The sequence below is a fragment of the Parasphingomonas zepuensis genome, from assembly GCF_036663735.1.
Classification (GTDB): Bacteria; Pseudomonadota; Alphaproteobacteria; order Sphingomonadales; family Sphingomonadaceae; genus Sphingomonas.
In genome coordinates this window covers 436,265-457,776 of sequence record NZ_JAXOJO010000002.1, presented here as the reverse complement: position 1 = coordinate 457,776, position 21,512 = coordinate 436,265, and the positions used below count along the sequence as shown (strand labels likewise).

Annotated in this window: 19 protein-coding genes; 10 read left to right on the top strand and 9 right to left on the bottom strand. The window is 64.7% G+C overall.

Annotated features, from left to right (window positions below; all coding sequences use genetic code 11):
• The first annotated feature begins 37 nt into the window (after positions 1-37).
• The 3 genes from U1769_RS08555 to U1769_RS08545 all read left to right on the top strand — a co-directional run bounded on the left by U1769_RS08555 (position 38) and on the right by U1769_RS08545 (position 3,202).
• Entirely contained in the window at positions 38-2,077 is a 2,040-nt protein-coding gene (locus U1769_RS08555; protein WP_332714708.1) for an amidohydrolase family protein, read from the top strand.
• 76 nt (positions 2,078-2,153) lie between these two features.
• A complete protein-coding gene (locus U1769_RS08550; RefSeq protein WP_332714706.1) occupies positions 2,154-2,660 on the top strand; it encodes a DUF1993 domain-containing protein in 507 nt (168 codons plus the stop codon).
• A 50-nt stretch (positions 2,661-2,710) separates the two neighbouring features.
• Entirely contained in the window at positions 2,711-3,202 is a 492-nt protein-coding gene (locus tag U1769_RS08545) for a DNA-deoxyinosine glycosylase (RefSeq protein WP_332714704.1), read from the top strand.
• An 8-nt stretch (positions 3,203-3,210) separates the two neighbouring features.
• Here the strand turns inward: U1769_RS08545 and U1769_RS08540 are convergent, their stop codons facing one another.
• The 3 genes from U1769_RS08540 to U1769_RS08530 form a co-directional block, all read right to left on the bottom strand.
• Positions 3,211-3,750: a GNAT family N-acetyltransferase gene (locus tag U1769_RS08540; protein WP_332714702.1), complete on the bottom strand. Its 540-nt coding sequence runs from the start codon at positions 3,748-3,750 to the stop codon at positions 3,211-3,213.
• Positions 3,751-3,911: 161 nt separating this feature from the next.
• Positions 3,912-4,385, bottom strand: a complete 474-nt coding sequence (locus U1769_RS08535; protein WP_332714700.1) for an SRPBCC family protein — start codon at positions 4,383-4,385, stop codon at positions 3,912-3,914.
• 26 nt (positions 4,386-4,411) lie between these two features.
• The gene (locus U1769_RS08530; RefSeq protein ID WP_332714698.1) at positions 4,412-5,275 is read right to left on the bottom strand and encodes an SDR family oxidoreductase; all 864 of its coding nucleotides are present in this window, start codon (positions 5,273-5,275) and stop codon (positions 4,412-4,414) included.
• Positions 5,276-5,379: 104 nt separating this feature from the next.
• Between U1769_RS08530 and U1769_RS08525 the strand changes: the two genes are divergently transcribed.
• Positions 5,380-6,273: a LysR family transcriptional regulator gene (locus U1769_RS08525; RefSeq protein WP_332714696.1), complete on the top strand. Its 894-nt coding sequence runs from the start codon at positions 5,380-5,382 to the stop codon at positions 6,271-6,273.
• 8 nt (positions 6,274-6,281) lie between these two features.
• Here the strand turns inward: U1769_RS08525 and phoA are convergent, their stop codons facing one another.
• The 3 genes from phoA to U1769_RS08510 form a co-directional block, all read right to left on the bottom strand.
• Positions 6,282-7,685 carry an alkaline phosphatase gene (phoA, locus tag U1769_RS08520; RefSeq protein ID WP_332714694.1) on the bottom strand — a complete coding sequence of 468 codons (1,404 nt, stop codon included), beginning with the start codon at positions 7,683-7,685 and terminating at the stop codon, positions 6,282-6,284.
• Between the two features lie 86 nt (positions 7,686-7,771).
• Positions 7,772-10,522, bottom strand: a complete 2,751-nt coding sequence (locus U1769_RS08515; RefSeq protein WP_332714692.1) for a TonB-dependent receptor — start codon at positions 10,520-10,522, stop codon at positions 7,772-7,774.
• A gap of 454 nt (positions 10,523-10,976) precedes the next feature.
• Complete coding sequence (locus U1769_RS08510; RefSeq protein ID WP_332714690.1) at positions 10,977-11,903, bottom strand: LysR substrate-binding domain-containing protein; 927 nt, start codon at positions 11,901-11,903, stop codon at positions 10,977-10,979.
• A gap of 285 nt (positions 11,904-12,188) precedes the next feature.
• Here U1769_RS08510 and U1769_RS08505 point away from each other — a divergent pair, with 285 nt between their 5' ends.
• Both U1769_RS08505 and U1769_RS08500 read left to right on the top strand, forming a co-directional pair.
• Entirely contained in the window at positions 12,189-12,884 is a 696-nt protein-coding gene (locus U1769_RS08505; protein ID WP_332714688.1) for a type 1 glutamine amidotransferase domain-containing protein, read from the top strand.
• 408 nt (positions 12,885-13,292) lie between these two features.
• Complete coding sequence (locus U1769_RS08500; protein WP_332714686.1) at positions 13,293-14,183, top strand: hypothetical protein; 891 nt, start codon at positions 13,293-13,295, stop codon at positions 14,181-14,183.
• A 379-nt stretch (positions 14,184-14,562) separates the two neighbouring features.
• On the opposite strand, the gene U1769_RS08495 is transcribed toward U1769_RS08500, so the two are convergent.
• Together U1769_RS08495 and U1769_RS08490 are read right to left on the bottom strand one after the other, a co-directional pair.
• Positions 14,563-16,392: a DUF885 domain-containing protein gene (locus U1769_RS08495; protein ID WP_332714684.1), complete on the bottom strand. Its 1,830-nt coding sequence runs from the start codon at positions 16,390-16,392 to the stop codon at positions 14,563-14,565.
• Positions 16,393-16,510: 118 nt separating this feature from the next.
• Positions 16,511-16,909 carry a hypothetical protein gene (locus U1769_RS08490; protein ID WP_332714682.1) on the bottom strand — a complete coding sequence of 133 codons (399 nt, stop codon included), beginning with the start codon at positions 16,907-16,909 and terminating at the stop codon, positions 16,511-16,513.
• A gap of 172 nt (positions 16,910-17,081) precedes the next feature.
• Here U1769_RS08490 and U1769_RS08485 point away from each other — a divergent pair, with 172 nt between their 5' ends.
• On the top strand, positions 17,082-17,906 hold the full coding sequence (locus tag U1769_RS08485) for a hypothetical protein (protein ID WP_332714680.1): 825 nt from the start codon (positions 17,082-17,084) through the stop codon (positions 17,904-17,906).
• A 247-nt stretch (positions 17,907-18,153) separates the two neighbouring features.
• Positions 18,154-18,507 carry a TIGR03067 domain-containing protein gene (locus U1769_RS08480; protein ID WP_332714678.1) on the top strand — a complete coding sequence of 118 codons (354 nt, stop codon included), beginning with the start codon at positions 18,154-18,156 and terminating at the stop codon, positions 18,505-18,507.
• Between the two features lie 285 nt (positions 18,508-18,792).
• On the opposite strand, the gene U1769_RS08475 is transcribed toward U1769_RS08480, so the two are convergent.
• Complete coding sequence (locus U1769_RS08475; protein WP_332714676.1) at positions 18,793-19,431, bottom strand: hypothetical protein; 639 nt, start codon at positions 19,429-19,431, stop codon at positions 18,793-18,795.
• Between the two features lie 204 nt (positions 19,432-19,635).
• On the opposite strand from U1769_RS08475, the gene U1769_RS08470 reads away from it, so the two are divergent.
• Together U1769_RS08470 and U1769_RS08465 are read left to right on the top strand one after the other, a co-directional pair.
• Complete coding sequence (locus U1769_RS08470) at positions 19,636-20,937, top strand: Y-family DNA polymerase (protein ID WP_332714674.1); 1,302 nt, start codon at positions 19,636-19,638, stop codon at positions 20,935-20,937.
• Between the two features lie 127 nt (positions 20,938-21,064).
• Positions 21,065-21,445, top strand: a complete 381-nt coding sequence (locus U1769_RS08465) for a hypothetical protein (protein WP_332715762.1) — start codon at positions 21,065-21,067, stop codon at positions 21,443-21,445.
• Positions 21,446-21,512 lie beyond the last annotated feature (67 nt).

Below are 21,512 nucleotides of genomic sequence, written 5' to 3'. Positions count from 1 at the left end.
CCTTGCGAGTGTGGGCGATCGTCGAAGGGGTTCCTGCATGCGCCGACTGATTCTTGCTGCCCTGCTCACCGCCACCGCGCCGACCGCCGTCCTGGCGCAGACGCCCAAGGCGGAATTGATGACCGCGCCAGCCGGCGCGCGCCATTACACGATCAGCTCGACCGCCGGAAAACACGGCGATGTCTGGTCATGGACGCTGCCGGACGGGCGCGTCGCCTATCGCATGTCGATGTCGCTGCGCGGCTGGGTGACCGAGACCGACCAGGTGACGACGCTCGACGCCCGGCAGCGCGCGACGGCGATCGCGATCCGCGGCGTCACGGATGTAGGCGGCGCGGATGAGGATTTCAGCGTTGACGCCAGTGGCGTCGGCCATTGGAAGACCTCGGTCGATTCCGGTTCCGCACCGGCCGCCGGCAAGCGCTACAACAGCTATGGCGGCCCATGGCTGGCGAGCGAGAAGGATATCGAGGCGCTGGTCGCGGCGGGCCCGACCGGTATCGATCTGCTCCCCACCGGCCATGCCAGCATCGCCATCGGCAAGTCTTTCCAGATCGACGGTCCCGGCGGTGCAAAGACGGTCAAGCTCGCCTTCATCACCGGCTATGGCTTCTCGCCGTCGCCGGTGTGGCTCGATCAGAATGATCGCTTTTTCGGCAATGCCGGCGGCATCTCGCTGCTGCCCGAGGGTTTCGAGGCGGCGGGGCCGAAGCTCAAGGATATCCAGGAAAAGGCCACTGCCGAGATGGTGCGCGATATCGCGCATCGCTTCCTGAGCGCTGGCAACCATACGCCGACCCTGATCGACAATGTCCTGCTGTTCGATTCAGTCGCAGGCACATACCTGCCCAACCGCGCCGTGCTGATCGCCGACGGCAAGGTCGCCGCGGTCGGCGCTGCCGGCTCGATCAGGGCGCCGGCGGGCGCAACCACGGTCGATGGCCGCGGCAAGACTCTCCTGCCGGGCCTGTGGGACGCGCATCAGCATGTCGGCGGCGACTGGAACCTGCTCCAGAACCTCGCCACGGGCATGACCAATTATCGCAGCCCCGGCTCGCTGATCGAGGAGGCGCAGGACATGCTGAAGCGGCGCGCCACCGGCGACCTGCTTGCGCCCGACGGCAAAATCTCCGTGATCATCGACCGCAAGGACCCGCTGGCCGCGCAAGGCGCCCTTACCATCTCGTCCGAAGCCGAAGCGATCGAGGCAGTCCGCAAGATCAAGGCGGCGGGCATGTGGGGCGTCAAATTCTACACCTCGATGAATCCGGCATGGATCGCGCCTGCCGCCGCCGAGGCGCACCGGCTCGGCCTGTGGGTCCACGGCCATGTACCGGCCGGCATGCGCCCGCTCGATGCGGTCCGCGCCGGCTATGACGAAGTCACGCACATCAACTTCATCATGATGCAGGCGATGCCCCAGGCGGTGGTCGACAAGGCCAACACCGCGGCCCGGCTGGAGGGGCCGGCGCGCTACGGCAAGGATGTCGATCTCGATTCGCCGGAGATGAAGGCGTTCTATGCCGAGCTCGCGAAGCGCCGCACGGTGATCGATCCGACGCTGACGGTGTGGGAGCCGCTGATGACATCGGACGGCACCGCGATCTCGCCCGAATATGCGCCCTTCGCCGATGTCGCGCCGCCCTCGGTGGTGCGCGGGTGGAAGGTTTCGGGCTATCCGCTGTCCGAAGGCCTGACGCGCGACGATTACCGCAAGAGCTTCCGCAAGATGGTCGATGTGGTCGGGCGGCTGCACAAGGCCGGTGTGCGCATCGTGGCAGGCACCGATGGTTATGGCCTCGAGCTGGTCCGCGAACTCGAACTCTATCAGGAAGCGGGCCTGACCAATGCCGAGGCATTGCAGACCGCAACGATCATTCCGGCGCGGATCACCGGCATGGACGGCATCGCCGGATCGATCGCGACCGGCAAGAATGCCGACATCATCCTGGTCGACGGCGATGTCTCGAAAGACATAACCAATCTGCGGCACGTCGATCTGGTGTTTCTGGATGGGTACCGGCTGAACGGCGCTGAGCTGCGGACGGCCAGCGGATTGAGTGGCATGCCGAAGTAGAAGATCCGTCCCGATCGATGACGGCCATTCCCGAAGAATCATCGACGCCCTGCACCCGCCCCGCTACAGGCCGCGCATGACCACACAGCTCTATGATCTCACCGTTCCCGTCTTCCTGCGGGGCTTCTCGGCAATGTCGGCCTTCCTCGCCAAGGGCGAGGCCTTTGCCGCCGAGAAGGGCATCGATCCGGCCGAGCTGCTCACCGCGCGACTGTATGAGGATATGGCGCCGCTCACCGGCCAGGTGCAGCGCGCCAGCGATGCGGCGAAGTTCACCGTCGTCCGCGTCGGCGGCGTCGAGAATGTCGCCATGGCCGATGACGAAACCACCTTCGCCGCCCTGCAGGAGCGCATCGCGAAGACGGTCGCCTTCCTCGAGGCCGTGCCGCGCGACGCCATCGACGGCAAGGAGGACGCACCGGTCAAGCTCACCACCCCGCGCGCCACCTTCGATTTCACCGGCCGCTCCTATGTGCAGAATTTCGTCCTGCCGAACTTCTATTTCCACATGACGACGGCGTACGGCATCCTGCGCCACAAGGGCGTGCCGATCGGCAAGCTGGATTTCCTCGGCGGCATCTGAAGCACCGCGGGCAATGGTAGTGCCGCGCCGCGCCCGGTAGACAGGCCATCGTGACCACCAAAAGCTCCTTCCCGCCCGTCGTCGATGCGCAGACCCGGCTGCTCCTGCTCGGCAGCCTCCCCGGAGACCGCTCGCTCGCCGCGCAGCGTTATTACGCGCACCCGCAGAACCAGTTCTGGCAGCTCATGTCCGGCGTGATCGAGCGCGATCTCGTCGCGCTCGATTATGAAGCCCGCCTCGCGGCCCTGCTCGCGGCGCATGTCGGCCTGTGGGACGTCGTCGCCAGCGCCCGGCGCGACGGCAGCAGCGATGCGGCGATCCGCGATCCCGTCGGCAACGATCTCGTCGGCCTGGTCGGTTCCCTTCCCACGCTCCGCGCCGTCGGCTTCAACGGCACGACCTCGTTCCGCTACGGCACGAAGCAGCTCGCTCCTGCCCCGGGCATCGCGCTGATCCCCTTGCCCTCCAGCAGCCCGCTCCACACCGTCGGCCTCGCCGCGAAGCAACCCTTATGGGATCGGCTGCGCGAAGCCCTGCGCTGAAGCTCAGTTCAGCGCTGCTCAGCCGCTTCTCCAAGCCCCTTCTCCAGGACGACGAAACACAGATCGTCGCGCAGCGGCGTGCCGAACCGGTTGTCATCATACGGAAAGGGCTCGGTGGCGCCCGTCAGGCGATACCCGCGACGGCCATACCAGGCGATCAGCGGCGCCCGGACGTTGACGACGGTCATGCGCACCCGCGTCCCGCCCCGATGGCGCACCCAGTGTTCGGCGGCGCGAAGCATCTCGCTGCCGAGCCCGCTTCCCTGCTGCTCCGGATCCGCGGCCAGCGATCCGAGATACCACGTCCCATCGGCCTCGGGCGCCAGATAGACGCAACCAAGCATATCACCCGAAGGCGCCACCCATTTCAGGAAACAAGCCTCAGGCTTTGCGATCAGGTCGGCCCGGAGCAGATCGCCGTTGGTCCGGTCGCCCGAAAGAAAATCCGCCTCCGAGGTCCAGCCAGCCGCCGCGCCAGAGCCGCGATACGCCCGGTTCATCAGCTTGACGACGGACGGCACGTCGTCGTCGGTAATCGGTACGAACATTCCGTCTCGCCTTGTGGACACAAGGCCCTGACTTATGGTGAGCGGCAGCATTTCGCCAGAGGCTGAAAACGGATTGGTTACGGCGGTCTCGGAACCGTGGAAGCCCGCCCGACGGCGAGGCCGCTGCGTCGCAGTCTCGCCGCCGGGCCCGGCGATAGCCCTCAGAGCCTGCCCTCTGTCAGCATCTCCCGCGTGCGCTTCAGCGTCGACAGCAGGGCGGCCTTATACCCCTGGTCACTGTCGAACTGCGCCTGCTCCGCCTGCTCCTCCGGACCGTCCGGCGTCTTGCCGCGCAGGCCGAGATAGCAATAGAACCGCAGCTGAAGCGCGCCTGCATCATCCTCGTACAGTTCGTTGACGATCGCGCCTTCGCGCGGGCCGGTCGCCTGAAAGAAGGTCACCTTGCGTTCGGGCTCGAGCGTGATGATCTCGCGCAGGTCCGCCCCGCCGATCGTGGCTTCGCGCACGAAATGCGTTTTGCTTTCTTCCACGACCTCGCACCGCGTGCACAGGCCGGGCGGGAGGAACAGCCGGGCATCACGTGCCTTCAGCTCCAGGCCGGCCCAGGCCTGCGCACGGGTCAGCGGGGTTTCGCCCGCCGGGTTCACCGGGACGCTGGCAGTCGAATAGATCATGGCAATTCTCCTCGGTGTCGGTTGGATCAGGCCGCGAAGTCGGCGGCGAAGGCGCGATAGGAGCGCAACGGGCGTCCCAGCATTGCGGTGAGGCGATCGACGTCGCCCGCTTCGGGGATCATGCCCTCGCTCTGGAAGCGCTCCGCCATCAGCCGCATGTCGAACGCCATCCAGGCCGGCGAGAACTGGCGCAGAGTCTGCTCGAACCCGGCGGTATCGTCGCCCGGATAGGTAATCGGGCGCCCCAGCGCCTCAGTCCAGATCGCCGCCACATCAGCACCGGTCAGCGTATCGGGGCCGACCAGCGCGATCCGGTCGAGCGGCAGCGGCGTCGCGCCCCGCTCCCGGCGGAGGAGCTCGATCGCCGCGATCTCGCCCACATCGCGCGCGTCGATCATGGCGAGCCCCTTGCCGCCGATCGGCATCGGATACACGCCATGGCCGGTCACCACGTCGGCGATGGTGAGGTCGTTCTGGATGAAATAGGCCGGGCGCAGGATCGTCGCGTTGAGACCCATCTGCTCGATCATGCGCTCGACGGCGTGTTTTACCGCGAAATGCGGCACGTTCACATACAGGTCGCTGTGGATCACCGAGAGATAGACGATACGCTCGATCCCGGCTTCGCGGGCGAGGTTCAGCGCGATGAGCGCCTGGGTGAATTCGTCGGCCGCCACTGCGTTGAGCAGGAACAGAGTCGAGACACCCGACAACGCACCGCGCAGCGCATCGATGTCGAACAGATCGCCCTGGACGATATCGACGCCCGCCGGAAGCTCGGCCTTTGCCGGATCGCGGACAAGCGCCCGCACATCGGCGCCGCGCTGGACGAGTTGGTCGACGACATGGCGGCCGATCCTGCCGGTGGCGCCGGTAACGAGAATGGTCATTGGATAACTCCTGGTTGATGCCCGAATTGGCATCCCCAAATTAGTGATCCATATTCGAGCCAGTAGACGCTATATCTGGACATACCGTCTCACAGGTGGAACGTATGGACCTGCTCGCTCTCGCCGATTTCAATCTCGTCGCCCGGCATGGCGGCTTCGGCCGCGCCGCGCGCGCCGCCGGTCGCCCCAAAGCCACTTTGTCCCGCCGCGTTGCGGAACTTGAGGCCAGCCTGAACCTGCGGCTGTTCGAGCGCGGCGCGCGCCTGCTCAAGCTGACCGAGGAAGGACGCGCGCTCCATCAGCGCACCGGCGCGCTGCTTACCGAGCTCGACGAGACGGCGGCCGCCATCGCGTCGGGCGGGCATGTACCTCGCGGGCGATTGCGGATCAGCGCGCCCCTGCTGTTCTCGCAGATCGCGATGGGAAAGCTCGCCGCCGGGTTCGCCGCCCGGTTCCCGGATGTCCGGCTTGAGGTAACGACGGAGGACCGCCCCGTCGACATCGTCGAAGAAGGCTATGATCTCGTGATCCGCGTCAATCCGGATCCGGACGAGAGCCTTGTCGGCCGCGCCTTCCTGCGCGATCGTCTGGTGGTGGTGGCAAGCCCTGCCCTCGCCCGGCCGGCGGCCGGCGTGGCGGCGCGTGTCGTCGTGCGCGGATCGCTCGGGCAGGGCGAGACCTGGCAGGTGAAGACCCCGGATGGCACGACACGCCTCGCCGTCGAACCGGTACTCAGCCTGTCCTCGATGATCATGATCCGCGACGCCGTCCGGGACGGCGCCGGCACCGCCCGCCTCCCCGTGTCGCTGGTCAGCCGCGATCTGGCCGCTGGGCGGCTGGCGCATTGGGGCGATATCGACGCGCCCGACACCGCCCTATGGGCGCTCTACCCCTCGCGCCGCCTGCTCAGCGCCCGCGTATCGGCATTCCTCGATTACCTCAAATCCGCCTTTCCGACCGGAGAACCGGATGAACTGGCCGCCTTTATCGATCGGTGAGACGCCGCTCAATCGAGTTTGAGGGCATCCCGGACGATGTAATGAAGGTCGGTCTGGTCGAGCAGGCCGCTGACATTGACCGCATGCGGGCCATAAGCGGCGATGCGCAGTTGCGTCCCGGTATGGGCCTGCGATCCTTCCTCCGCGGTGCCATAGCTCACCGTCATCACGCCGCCTTCGCGTGTGTTCAGCGCGGCGGTAAGGCCCGGTGCGCGGGTACCGTTGCCGACGATCTGGCTGCTATGCGCGTGATCCGCCGTGACGATCACCAGCGTGTGACCGTCCGCCCTGGCGAATTCCAGCGCGACCTGGACCGCCTCGTCGAGATCCACCGTCTCGCCGATCTGGCCGCATGGATTGGCGGCGTGATCCTGCTTGTCGATCGAAGCGCCTTCGACCTGGAGGAAGAAGCCCTTCCTGTCCTTCAGCAACGCGATCGCCTTGCGGGTCATCGCCGCCAGCGTCGGCGTGGCCGCGGTGCGCTCGGCATTGGGCTGACAGGTGATGGCGGGCTTGTCGATATTGCCGTGGTGGCTCGCGCGCGGCCCGCTCCAGCGTATCGGCATATTGCCTTCGGCGAACAGGCCGATCAGCGGCTGCCTGTCATCGGCGCGGCGCACGGCCTCGAGCTCGGCGGCATCGCGCACGATGCGATAGCCGCGCGCCTGCGACTGCTCGAACAGCGTCATGCCCTGCCACTTGCCTGCCTTTGCCGTCTCGACGAAGCTCGCCGCGCCCCCGCCGAGCACCAGGTCGGCGCGCGTATCCAGCAATTGCTCGGTGATCGATCCGGCGCCGCCATTCTCGATCGCGTTCAGCGGGCAGGTCTTGCTGGTCGCGACAGGAGCGTAGCAGTTGCGAAAGGCGACATGGGCCATCTGCGCGGCCGGTGTCGCATCCTGGATCTCGGCGGTCGACACGTTGCCGGTGCCGAGCCCCGCCTTTCGGGCCAGCTCGATCAACGTCCGGTGCGGCTTGCCGCCAAGATCGACGCCGATCGCGCCGTTATAGCTCTTGACCCCCGAAGCCCATGCCGTTGCGGACGCCGCGCTGTCCGTCACGTAATTGGGTTTGCCGGTTTCGCGGTCGAGCGAATAATGCGTGTACTGGCCGGTGAAGGGCAGCGCATCGATGCCCTTGAAATAGCCGCCGGCCCCTTCGGCATAGTTGCGCGCGACGGTGATCTCGGAATCGCCCATGCCATCGCCGATGAGCAGGATGACGTTGCGTACCCGGCTGTTCGCGCCGAGCTTGCGATAGCTTTCGCGCATGTCTCCGGCGAGCCGCCGCGCCCCACCGGGTTCGCGCACATCGCCGCGTGCGCCGCGCGCCAGATCGGGCGCGGCCTGCTGGGCGAAGGCGGGCCCGGCTGAGAGGACAAGCATGGCGGCAAGGGCGATACGCGAGATCATTGGCGGCACTCCAGGAGAGGTCAGCGGACGGGGCTGATCCAGTATGTCGGGACCGGCGTGCCGCAGGCGCACGCCGGTCCGAGGCATCAGAACTGCGCGCGGACACCAAGGCTGATGCGGCTTCCGGAGGATTCGTACACCGCTGGGAAGGACGGATCGATCGTGTAGCCCGTAGTCTTCGCATTCCCCACGTTGATGCCCTGGAGCTCGACGCGGAAGTTGCTTGTGACCTGATAGCTGGCCGCAACGTCGAACTGGCCATAGGCATCGCGATAGACCGGATACATGTTCCGCTCGATCCGCTCCACATAGGCGCCCTTGCGGTTGTACGAGACGCGCAGCGAGAGCGGGCCCTTATCGTAGAACAGGGTGGCGTTGTAGGTGTTGTCGGACAGGCCGATCGGCGAGGTCGGAATGTTGAGATCCGATTGGCCGGTCAGCGAGCTGTCGAGGAAGGTAGCGTTTGCGTTGATGCCGAAACCATCCAGCCAGTCGGCGACCATCGCGAACGGGATCACGGCGTTGAGCTCGACGCCGCTGACCTTGTACGAGCCTTCGGCATTGACCGGCTGATAGACGTCGAAATCATACACGCCGTTGACCGTGCCGTTGGCGTTGTACACCGTCACGTTGGGCACCTCGCCGGTCAGCCGGCTCTGCACCACGCCCTTGATCTTCTTCCAGAAATAGGACGCAGCCAATATGCCGCCACGGCCGAGATATTTCTCGACGCCGACTTCCCACTGATCGGCATAGGTCGGCTTCAGGCCCGGATTGCCGTCGGTGTACCGGAAGCTGCTGTAGCTCGCGGTGCGCTTGTAGGCGAGATCGGTCAGCGCCGGGCGGATCAGCGTCTGCGATGCGGCAGCGCGCAGGAACAGGCTGTCGGTCACCTCGGCATGCGCGTTGAACGCCGGCAGGAACTTCTCGTAGTGTCCCTCGCTCGCGATCGGCGCGGGGGTAAGGCCCGTCGTGCCGTTCGGGTTCTGGATCTGGTGGAAGCCCTCCGAGTGGATATCGGTGCGCACGTACCGGGCACCCAGGTTCACGAAGACCGGTACCGCGATGTCGAATTCGAAATCCGCCATCGCATAGGCGGCCAGCGTCTCTTCCCTGACCTTGTAGTAATTGGCATCGTTGAACGGCGTCACGAACCCCTTGGGGCGGAAGAAGTCGCGGGCATATGCGTTGGAGACTTGCGACCAGGCGAGGTCGCGCACCTGATAGTCCTTGCCACCGACGATGTCGGTCACGTTGGTCAGCGGGCTGTCCGCGAGGGTGCGCTTGTTGACATAGGCCGTGCTGCCGCGCGTCGGGCCCTGGATCTTCTCCTCGCCATATTCGCGCTCATTGGTCTTGTTGGTGTAGCGGCCGCCGACATTGATGCTCGAGAGCACCGATGAATCGAACTTCCGGCTCAGGTCGAGCTGGGCCGCGTATTTGTCGTCCTTGATCTGCTCGCGCGTCGTCTCATAGGCTTCGAACAGATAGGAATTCGGCGCATTGTACATGTCGATCGTGCGCGGATTGGCGCTCGGGATCGTCTCGCCGCCAGTCTCGGTGTAGCGTGTTCGAGATGGTGCATAGGCTACGTGCTTGAGATTGGCATAATCGAGTGTCTTCCTGGCCCCGGAATAGCCGCCCAGCGCATTGATCCTCCAGCCGCCGGTCTCCCAGTTCAGCTCGCCCCCGAACTGACGATAATCGGTCTCGTTGATATATTCCTTGCTCAGGAATTCATGCTGGGTGTTGGTGTAGGAAACGTCGCGCAGCACGACGATGCCGGCGCTCGCCAGGGTGGTCTTGTCGAATTCGTGGATCGTTTCCAGCGTCGAGTTGCTTGATGCCGAATAGCCAGCGGCATCATATTCGTCCTCGACCGTGTCGTACGAACCGACAAAGGCGTCGAAGGCGAGGCTGAAACTGTCGCTCGGCTTGTATTGGATCGAGCCCGACAGGCCGAGCCGATCCTGATCATTCTGATAGACCCGATCGCCGACCTTATCGAGGAAAACGATCTTGTTCTTGTCGGCATCGGTGAACGTGATGCCGGCGTCGCGCTGGAGCACGGCGATCGCCTGGTTGCGATAGACGCTGCCCGCGCGATCGGTCCAGCGCGCGATCGGACGGAAGTTGATGCCCGAATTGGAATCGGTGCGGTTGGTGCGCTGCTGCTTGGCGACTGAGACCAGCACGCCGAAATCGCCAAACGTCTTGCTGGCCAGGAACGAGAAGTTCGGGTCGATCTTCTCGGAGATCGAATTGTACGCGCCCTCGACGCTGCCGACGAGGCGCAGGCCCGGATTGTCGAACGGCCGCGCGGTGCGGATCGAAACCGATCCGGCGATGCCGCCTTCCTCGTCGGCCGCCGTCGGGGACTTCTGCACGGTCACCGACTGGATCAGCTCGGAGGCGAAGATGTCGAACTCGACGTCGCGGCCGCCCGAGCCCGAGGCGGTCGCCAGCTTGTTGATCGAAACGAAGGTGAACTCGCTCGGCAGGCCGCGGACGTTCACGCGGGTGCCAAGGCCCCTTTCGCGCTCGATCGTCACGCCGGGCACGCGCTGGAGCGCCTCGGACAGATTCTGCTCCGGAAAATCGGCGATGTCGGTTGCGACGATCGAGTCGGAAAAGCCGATCGTGGTGCGCTTGATGTCGATCGCTTCTTCCAGGCTGCGGCGGTAGCCGGAGACGACGATGTCCTCACCGGTCTCGCTGGCGTCGGCCTCGACAGGCGGCTCGGTCTGCGCCGCGGCCGGCACGACCGCCAGGGCGGCGCTGGCCGCTCCCACAAGAAGATGCGTCGTGAACTTCGAAGCGCTGAATTTGCCGTGCATGCGTGACCCCTTTTCGGAATGCCCGGACATCCCGGTGCGTGTTTCTTCGTGGCGAGCGCCTGCGCCTCCCGATCTCGGGAGAGATCGGGATTGCGGCACCTCTGGTAACTCTGCGTGCGGAGCTTCAGCGACCTGACGGCCTCTGTGCTCCTTTGCCTCCCCGAGCCGGGCGGGCATTGCTGTTGGATCCGGCGCCGTGCCGCCCCGCACCCCAAACCCGCGACGATGCAGTGCGCCTTGCGACGACAGCGATCGGCGACGTGCCATCTTCCAGGGTGGTTGCTTCCCCCATCCGGCTCGCAATGCCCGGTGCGGCAGAGATATTACGCCCGCGTGACGACGGGGACGATTTCGGTGTCAACGGCGTGGTAGTGATCGGGGTCATCAGGAGCCGCTGCGTGCGGTCAGCCGTAATCCGGATGTCGGGAGGCTCGCGTTTCCGACGCGGGCTGGCCTATCGCGCAGACATCTCCAAATCCCCGTTGGCGGCCTCCGCGGCTTGCGCCGCAACAAGACCATCGATGTTGCGAAGAAAAACCGCAAGGATCGGTGACGGATTGTCCGCGCGGTATCCGGCCGCGACCTCGATCACGGGCGCGTTGCCGGCGAGCGGGCGGCTGACCAGCGAGGCGGGGAGCAGCGCCTTCACATAGGCGGGCAGCAAGGTGACGCCCTTGGTGGACGCGACCAGCGAGATGCCGGTCGCATAGCTGTCGAGAAAATGGGTCGGCGCCATCGCAAGGCCGCGCTCGCGGAAATAGCGGTCGACGATCGCCCGCAGGACGTGCGGCGTGTCGCCATAGCCGATGAACGACTGCGGATCGATCTCGCCGGGGTCGATCTCGCGGCGCGCGGCGAGCGGATGCTCGCGCGGCAGGATGACGACGATCGGCTCGTGCGCGATGATCCGGTAGGTCACGTTCGGCTGAGGTTCGATCCGCGAGAAGCCGAGGTCGATCTCGCCGCGCTGCACGGCCGCGCCGATCGCGGGGGAGAAGTCGCTGGTCACCCGGAAGTCGATCGCCCGGAGCTCGTCGCGCAGCAGATGGGTAACGTGCCGCAGCCACTCCACCTCCTGCCCCGTCAGGAAGCCGACGGCAAAGCTCGCCTTGACAGGCCGCGCCGCGCGCCGTGCAGCGGCGACGGCCTCGCCGGCCTGGAGCAGCGTGAGCCGGGCATGGTCGAGAAAGGCGCGCCCGGCTGGCGTGAGCGTAACGCCGCGCGGACCGCGCACGAGCAATTCGGCGCCGACCTCCACCTCGAGATCCCGCAGCTGGCGGCTGAGCGACGGCTGGGATGTGTGAAGCCGGTTGGTCGCTGCCTCGGTAAGGCTCCCGGTTTCCGCCACGGCGACGAAGTAGCGAAGATGGCGCAGCTCCATGAGCGATGCTTTACAGGCATGGCAGCCGGACATGCAAAGTCTTTGTCGCGGCTTGGTGCGCGCCCTATTTCCACCGTGTAGAGAGAACCGACCTGCCTCCAGCTTATGACAGGCGCTCGTGGGCCGACCTGCTTTCCAGGTACGGGATATGCTTCCCCGTAGAGGCGAGCGTGCGTCCGCGAAGGAGCGCCTTCGCCCTGGGCGGGACGTGCGGCGACCTCGGTTTGGAACGGCCGGAAGGAGCCAGGCTCCAAGCGGCTGCATTTTTGAAAAAGGAGACCTGCAATGACCAATATCCTCATCGTATTGTCCGCTGCCGACACCTGGACTCGCGCCGACGGCTCGAAATATCAGAGCGGCGTCTGGGCCGAGGAGTTCGTCGTCATGGACGAAAAGTTCATCGCCAAGGGGTGCTCGGTCGATATCGCCACCCCCGGCGGCATTGCCCCGAAGATCGATCCCCACAGCATGAACCCGGCCGTTGTCGGCCAGGAAAATGTCGATCATTTCAGCCGCTATCTCGATTCGATCGCCGGGCGGCTGACCCATCCGCTGGTGCTCGCCGACATTGACGGGCGCCGGTACGACGCCATCGTGATCCCCGGCGGGCACGGCCCGGTCGAGGATCTGTACAAGGACAAGGACATGGGGCGCATCCTCGCCGAGGCTGACCGCGCCGGCATCCTGATCGCGCCGGTCTGCCACGGCCAGGCTGCCCTGCTCGCGGCGCGCGGCCCGAACGGCGAATGGCTCTTTGCCGGGCGGGCGATGACCTCGTTCAGCGATGAGGAGGAGGTCGAGCTCGGAACCGCGGACAATGCGCCGTGGCTGCTCGCCGATACGTTGCGCAAGTCTGGCGCGCGCTACGAAAAGGGCCCGAACTGGGGTCCCTATGTCGTCCGGGACGGCAACCTCCTAACCGGACAGAATCCGGCCTCGAGCGAGCCTCTGGCCGACGCGGTGCTGGCAGCGCTGCGCTGAGCGCAAGCGCGACACGCCCGTGCTGCGCAGGGCGGGAGTGGTCCGTGCCGCTCCCGCCCTGCGATGATGCGGAAACGCCTTAAGGATCCGGGCGACAACAGCCCGGTCCGCAGCTTCTTCGCGACGTCCAGATTCGGGCCGAGGCACGAACCCGCTGCGCGGGAGTGGTGCGCACGGTGAGCTATCCGTGGCAACGAGAACGTTCGGCCTGGAATGAGCGGTGCCGGTGACGGACGAACCTTCGGCTCCTTCAACCTGAGGAGTCGAACGATGAACGAGCTTGTTCCGATTGGGCCAGTCAGCCCGCTTCGCCAGCGGTTGATCGACGATATATCAAAGCAATCGCAGCAATATGTTCATTGTAGAGCAGGTCCGCCGCGTTGTAGTCGATGGCTGGGGGGACACATAATGACACGCATCGTATACGTAGCCGCTTCGGTCGCCTCGGCAGCCTTCGCCTTCACAGACGCGACCGCACAGTCGTTGCCGGCAGGTGAATTGGATATGCTGAAGCCAGCCGATCAACTTATCCTTCCCAATGCGTCCCCGCGTATCGAGAGGACCTATGCCAAAGGCGTCGCCATCCTGGCCACACCGATCATGTGGCGCAGTGGCGCGACATTGGCCGAAGATGTGACGATCACCGCTGGCACAGAAAGCCGCGCCCTTAAACGCGGTGCGGTGCTCCAGGGGGCCGTGCTGACAGACAAGACGCGCGTTCAGCGCATCGATGCCTATTGCACACCGCGCATCGCGGCTGAGCGCAAGGCCGATAAGGGCGTGGCCGGTGTGCTGCTTGGTGGTGGATCGTTGTGGCGCGGGCTTATTAAGAGCGCGACCGACGGGCAGTTCTGCCTGATCGATGCAGACCGGGACGGCATCGCCGAGGCGAGCGTATTAATCAACGCTGGCCCTCCTGCGGCGCGTTTTGCAGTTCCCATTGCGAACGTTCGTCTGACGCCGGAGACGATGCTCCCGATTTCCAGCGGCGACGAGGTACGTATCGTACTGACCGGCGTATCGACCAAGAACAAGGATGCGACCTTCCGTCTCGACATCGTTCAGCAAGGCGAAACGCGGGTGTTTGATACGGCTGGCCCGACAAGGCGCATCACCAAAGTCGACGTCAAAAACGGGTTACCGGCGCGATACACAATATATGGCGCACCATTTGATATCATTGGCATCGATGGTGCTGCCCAAACCGTCTCGATCCGTTGGCCGCAGGATGTAGATACCGTAACGCCAATTATTGTTGATGACGGACTTCGCGTCGTGGTGCGGTACGGCTATTATTGACGGCGATGAACTATCGCACCTTCCGGAAGCGACGACCTGCCTGGCGATCATGCGCATTGAAGCGACCTCAGGGCACGAATGCCCGCTTTCCAGCCTTCACGCCTGGACGCTGCAGGAACACTCTCCACGATCGTGCCTATCGCTGCAATATGAACGAATGTCGGCTCCGGGATCAGCCGGCGGGCTGGGTGACCGAGAATGAACACTGAGCTACCGATCTCATGCCCCTTTCGATTGCGACGACCCAGGCGCAGGGAATTCACTATCGTTGGCCGCCTCCTTCCCGCCCGCAGTGACTTGAGCCTTCACCTGATCTCCAGCCTCAGACCGACGCATTCGGCCATCTCCCCTATCGCCCGCCCGTCGAGCCTCCAGTGCCTCAGCCCCCGCGACGCGCAGCGATCCAGCCATCGACCTGCCGCTCAAGGATCGGCAGCGGCAGCGAGCCCGAGCCGATCAGCAAATCATGAAACCCACGAATGTCGAACTTCGGGCCAAGCTCGCGTTCCGCCTTGCGGCGCAGCTCGACGATCTTGAGCATGCCGATCTTGTAGCCGGTCGCCTGGCCCGGCAACGTGATGTAGCGCCGGACCTCGGAACGGCCCTGATCGGGCGCTGCGCGGCCGGTGTTCACGATATAATCGATCGCCTGTTGCTCGGTCCATCCTTCGGCATGGATACCCGTGTCGACCACCAGTCGCGCGGCACGGAACAGCTCCGCGTCGAGCCGCATGAAATCGTCGGACAGTTCGGGGAAAGCGCCCATCTCCTTGCACAGCGCCTCGGCATAGAGCCCCCAGCCCTCGCTGAACGCGACATAGCGCGCGCTCTGGCGGAATTTCGGCCCGCCGCTCTGGCCGACCTGGATGTCGCCCTGCATGACATGGCCCGGCACGCCCTCATGGCACATCAGGTCACGCAGCGCCGATGGCGGCGTCGCATCGGTGGTGCCGAGCAGGTGGACATAGACGCGGCCCGGGCGTGAACCGTCGCGGCTCGGCCCGGCGGCATGCGCCGCGCCGCCGGCAACTTCGCTGAACGACGGCTCGCGGACGACTTCCATCGTATGGACCGGCAGCTTCCCGAAATATTTCGGCAGCAACGTGCGGTTGAAGGCAAGCGCGGCGTTGGCATCCTTCAGATATTTCGCGCGCAGTTCATCGGTCCACGGGGTCACCGGGAAGCGGCGGGTGATCTCCGTGTAGAAGGCCTCCCGGTCCTTCAATCCCGCGGCGCGGGCGAGCGCGTCCTGCTCGCCTTCGATCCGCTTCACCTCGGCAAGGCCGATCTGGTGGATCTGGGCAGCGGTCAGGTCAGTCGTGGTATTGAGTTTCAGCGCGGCCGCGTACCAGGCGGCGCCGTCGGGCAGCGTCAGCGCACCGACCCGCCCGCTCGGCGCGGTCGGCAGGTCCGCCTGGGCCCAGCCGATGACTCGGTCATAGGCCGGCTTGATCGTCAGCAGCGCCGCGCGGGTGTCGGCGAGCAAAGCCGTTGCCTGGGTCGCATCGATCTTCCCGCCCGCCTGCAACTTCGCGATCTTGGCCTGGGCGTCGGCCCATAACGGCGATGTCGGGCCATCGTCGAACGGCGCGCCCGTCACGATCGCGCGGCTACCGCTGATGACGCGCTCGATCTGGAATTTCGGCGCGCGCACGCCGGCCGCGTCGGACACGCGGCTTTGCTGGATCGCGGTGTCGAGCACCGCCGGGATCGCCCGCAACCGCGCGGCATAGGCGCGCATGCCGTCCGCATCCTGGGCGGTATGGGTGTTGATGAGGAAGTTCGGCAGCTGCGCATGCGCCGAATAGAGAAAGGAATAGAAGGGCGGCGTCTGCAGCCGGAAGCGGTAGCTCAGCTCGGCCCGGTCGAGCTCCAGCGCCCAGATGTCGTAATTCACCTGCGCGTCCGTCGAGAGCTTCGCCCGGTCGAACCCGGTCTTCATGCGCGCGACGCTGGCACGGCGCCATTCGAGCCGCCGCAGCGCCGCGGCGTCGCTGATATCGTCCAGCCGGTCCTGCCCGTCCTTCAGGCCAAGCTGCGTGGCGAGTTGCGGCCGGTCACGCAGTTCTTCGGCAAACTCCTTGTCGAGAAACGCATAGAGCCGCGCATCCTCGGCCTGGGCCGGCGCGACGGTCTGCGCCTGGGCAACGAGCCCGCCCGGTACGGCGAACGTGAGGGCGGCGGCTCCGAGCCAGTGCAGTCTGCGCATTCTGATCCCCTTTTCGGTGTTGCGCCGGACCCTATCGTCGCGATGGTCGGCGGTGAAGCGCTAACGCGTTTAGGCAGCTCAGGCGGCGCGAGGGCAAAAGGCGGGCGAAAAGCGGGTGTCAGATCGTGAACCCCAGATACGCAATCAGTCCCTCGACGGTTTGCGGGAGAACCCCCTGCGCTTCCATCTCGCCAAGATGGACCGGCCTCCACCGCTTGCCCGCTCGGCGTCGCCGCTCCGCCAGCGTCGTCTCGGCAGATCGCCTGAGCCAGGATATTATGATCTCCTGCCCGTCCGCACGGGACTCGCGCCTGCTTATTCTGACATTTCCGGAAGCGTCGGCCTCAACGATCAGCTTATCGCCGGCACCGGAAAAAACGGCCAGCTCCGGCTCTTCGCCCCAATGTTCGAGATATGACCGTGCATCGGTGAAGCTGCGGAAGACGGAAACATCCCCCGGCTGCGACTCATCCGCGCTGTCGTTCACAAGCACGAGATCGTGCAGCCAGTTGCTCATCGTCATGCCCTGATAATGACGGATGCGGAAATGCCTTCAATGGCAACGCCAATGCCGCTCGTACAAGGTGCGGCAGGTTCATATTCCCGTAACGCTGTTAACGCGGCGAGCGCCACTTGCTGGTTACACAATCCATCTGCGCAGTTGGTAATCTGACAGGGAGGGTACGCCAATGAACTCAAAGTTGGTGGGCATGGCGGCGTTCGGCGCCATTGCGGCGCTCGTCACATCGTGTCCGTCAGTGCGTGCGCAGGCGTCACAAGCAAGTGGCCGTCCCGCCAACGCCGAGGAAAATCGTCCCGTGATCGAGGCGATGTGCCGTCGATGGCAGCCGGTGATGCAGGAATTGATGAAGGCCGAATGGCCGGCACTGACGCCGCAGTTTACGGTGGAGAAACGGCCAGGCAGCGTCACGTTCCACGGAAACGATATGGATTGGTCGAATGCGGCGCCATTCTTCGAAAAGGCCACGGAGCGCTTTCAGCCCGCGTGGAGAAAGCGTCGATCATCCGATTTTCGGCGACCGCTGATCGCATGGATGCATCATGTGCTCGAAGCACCTGACGGGCGTTCCAAGGTGAGCATGGCGCATGCCGCCGGGGTGCTCGATTATCATCTTCGCCGTGGAAAGGTCAGGGTATGGACGGTCCGGCTCCCGGTTCCCTTCCTGGAACTGAACAGGCGCTACACGCGATATCGCCAGGTTACCCGCATCCAGTTGGATGCCGTCAAAGGTGAGGTGCCGCAGAGGGTGTTCGACGACGTATTGTTGCCGCATGCCAACTTCTACGTCATCAGCGATGGGGTGTTGCACCCTGAGGAAATAAGCCCCGACAGTGCGCAGCCCGCCTTTCTTTTCCTGTTCCGCGGGCAACCCTATGTCCTGACGCCGTACATCAACCAGATTTATGCGCCGGACTTCGACGGACCTTGGCCGCCGCCACGGCGCTATCGGCAATATCACTTCTCTTGGGCCTGTTCGGGCCCTGGCGGCTAGCGGTGACGAGGCGGTGATCGATCGCCGTCCCGGTCCTCACCGCGTGAGTACCCTTGGCGCGGCGCATGCCGCCATGCTACCTATCCTGCGCCACGTCAGGAGTGCAGAACGGCGTTGTGCCGGGCGTGCCCATGGACCTCGGATGTGGCACCCTTGTCTATCGGAGGTACGTTTGCAGTCTGGCGTTTGGCTTTGCTCCTGCAGTCTACTGCTTCTTTCGCATCTATCGATTGGCGGGCAACCTCCGATGGATAAGGATCTTGCCGCCATGCAGGGGATCTGGAGGCTTGAGTCTACGAGAAGCGACGGGATCAAACAGGCCGTAGGCAAGGCGACCTACGTCTTTGAAAACGCGACGCTGACAGTTTATCCGGAAAGTCGGCCCGAGAGCTTTTACACGCTAGCTGTGCATTCGGATTCCCGACCGAAGCAGTTAGATATTGTTGCGACGTGGCCGAACGGACGCTCGCAAAAGGCTGAGGCGATTTACGAGCTAAGCGAGGGCGAATTGCGCTGGTGTCACGTTGACGGAAGGCGGGGTGGCCTGTCTGAATGCAAGCCCGAAATGGCTGGAACGGTGATAACGCTTCGGAGACGATGATCTGGGCGGTGGAAACGATGACCGTTTCGGCTTCCGGTCGGCGTCGCCATTATCTTAGCATGCACAAGCGCCCAATCTGACGAACCTACCCGGTAACGGATATGTCCGCTATCGGCGTTGGGTATCAACGGCCTGAACGGCAGCAATTGGGACGGCTCTTGCCCGGCCGCTATCGCTCCTGTTTCCAGCCGGTCAGCTTCTGCGCGCCGAACGGGTCGCTGAAGGGGGTAATTGGGTGGGGAACGGCATGACTGCTTTTGGGCTGGAATGTCGGATCGCCACCGTTCAGCGCCGAGATGTTCCCTCAGCGATCTCCCAGAACAAGCGTGCTTCAAACTTGTCCGGGCTCATTGGCTCCGTGCCATGCTCGAAACACCCGCTGATCATGCCGCCTACGTCACTAGCTTGTCCGGGCGACAAGTTCTTCCGAAAGGCGATGGCACATGTCTGCTCTGGGATAGCCACCTCGTAATTTGCCCCAAGGGCCTCATCAAACAAATGCGGGAGCAGAAGGCGAGAAGGACCTAGGGCGTCTTCGTGCAGCATGACTTTCACGAACGGCAGGCCGTCGTCGTCGCACTTTTCCCCGGATGCCGGTAGATTTTCCGACATTCTTGAAAGGTTTTCCATTGCAGTTGCTCGCCAGTCGATGCCGGCCTCGTCCCAAAACTGCGCTTCACGCTCCGTGACATAGAAGAAATTGTTCATCTCCCCGCACGTCGCCCAAGCGACGCAGAAGGGAAGCTCTCCAATCCGAACGATTGGACCGGGCCACGATGCGCTTAGCAATTCCAAAGGCAGGATGATCGGCATGACGCGCGACAGATCGCGATCGGCGGGTTCGCCGCGACGTTCAGCCTCTGGCACCTCCATTGAGGTAAGCGGTTCTGTCTTCCTCCTAAACCAACTGAGAAGACGCAGCATCATCCATACGATATGCTCGCCGTGAGCGACCGCCGCAACCGACCATTTCCTGCCGTCCGCGCTCCATTCCGTAATTTCGTCGCCCCTCCCACGGACCACCCGTTCCGCACGCATCCCGACCGGCCCCGGTCCGCACTGGGAAGCACCGCCGAAACATCGAAGCCCGACTCCTCAAATCACAATGTTCATGATACGTTCCGCCCCGTGCCGGACGATTCGCCCCTCCTGCCCCCGCGGCCGCTGCGCTGGCTGTTCCTCGATCTGAACAGCTATTTCGCGAGCGTCGAGCAGCAGCTTCAGCCCGAGCTGCGCGGTCGCCCGGTGCTGGTCGCGCCGGTCGACAGCGACACCACCGTCGCCATCGCTGCCTCGGTCGAGGCGAAGCGCTTTGGCATCTCGACCGGCACGCCGGTGTGGGAAGCGAAGCGGCTGTGCCGCGATCTGGTCATCACGCCGGCCCGGCACGAGAAATATGTCGAGTTCCACGATGCGATCGTGGCGGAGATCTGGAAACACATCCCGGTCACCCGGGTCTGCTCGATCGACGAAGTCGCCTGCCGCTTGCTCGACAATGAGAATTCCCCCGCCGCCGCGGTGGCGCTCGCGCACCGCATCAAGGCCGGCGTCCGCGCTCATGTCGGGGAGTGCCTGACGAGTTCGGTCGGCATCGCCCCCAACCGCCTGCTGGCGAAGCTCGCCTCGGACATGATGAAGCCCGACGGGCTGGTCGTGCTCGCCGCCGATCAGCTGCCGCAGCGCCTCTACGACATGCCGCTGCGCGACATCGCCGGGATCGGCGCGAAGATGGAGCGGCGCCTGGCGCGGGACGGCATCAACGACATCCGCCAGCTGTGCGAGCGCCGCCCGCGCGACGCCGGCACGGCCTGGGGCGGCACCAATGGCGATCGGCTCTGGTATCTGCTCCACGGCGTCGACCTGCCCGAAAAGCCGACGCAGAGCCGCAGCATCGGGCACAGCCACGTCCTCTCGCCCGGCAAGCGCGGGGTCGAGCCGGTGCGGCTGACGGCGCGGCGACTCGCGCTCAAGGCCGCGAGCCGTTTGCGGCGCAAGAGCTGCCGCAGCCGGTTGCTGGTTCTCCATGCGAAGTTCGAGGACGACAAGTCGGTGTGGCGCGCGAGCATCCGGCTGACCGCGACTCAGGATAGTTTCGCGGTGCTGGCCGGGCTCGAGGCGCTCTATCCGCGGCTCGTCGCCGACGGGCGGCGGCGGCCCGGCGATTTCCAGATCCGCATGATCGGCGTCACCCTCGCCGAGATCGAGCCGGTCGCCGGCGAGCAGCCCTCGCTGTTCGCTTTGCTCGATCCGGACGATCCTTTGGCGCGCGAGACTCGGACCTTGTCGCTCAGCCGCGCGATGGACCGGATCAACGCGCGATTCGGCCGCAATGCGGTCAGCGTGGGGCCGTTGCACGGCGGCCGATTGGACCGGGTCGGGACCAAGATCGCCTTCGGAAGAATCCCGGAAATGAGCGAGTTCCACGAATAATCGGGCACTTGTTGGAAGCTATAGGATATGACGTTTTTATGACCTCTTAAAAAGCATGGGAGAATCCTATAGGATGTAACTATACCCCCTTGACGGAGCTGATTTGGTGAGCAAAGCAACGCCCGACATGCAGACCCGCTTCCTCCCCGCTATTGCCGTCGCGCTCCTGGCGCTCTCGGCCTGTAACAACGACAAGCCGGAAACGGTGACGCTGACCGCGCCCGATCCCGCGGCCGCAGAGATCGCCAACCGCGCGCCGATCGAGCTGCCGCCGGCCATGAAGGCCGAAGCGACGATGCGCTGCAAGGACAACAGCCTTGCCTATGTCACCTTCTTCGAAGGCGACAAGATGGCCGTGGTCAAGCTCGGCAAGGACGGTCCCGCGACCACGCTCAAGGCCGAGAAGGCCGGCGATCCGCTGGTCGCCGAGGGCTATTCGCTGACCGGTTCGCCGACCAGCATCACGCTCACCGCGCCGGGCAAGGGCACGCTCACCTGCCACAAATAAGCCGCGCGGCTTTTTCCAACAAATCCAACAGGCCGGCGGAGCGATCCGCCGGCCTTTTTGCTGTCCC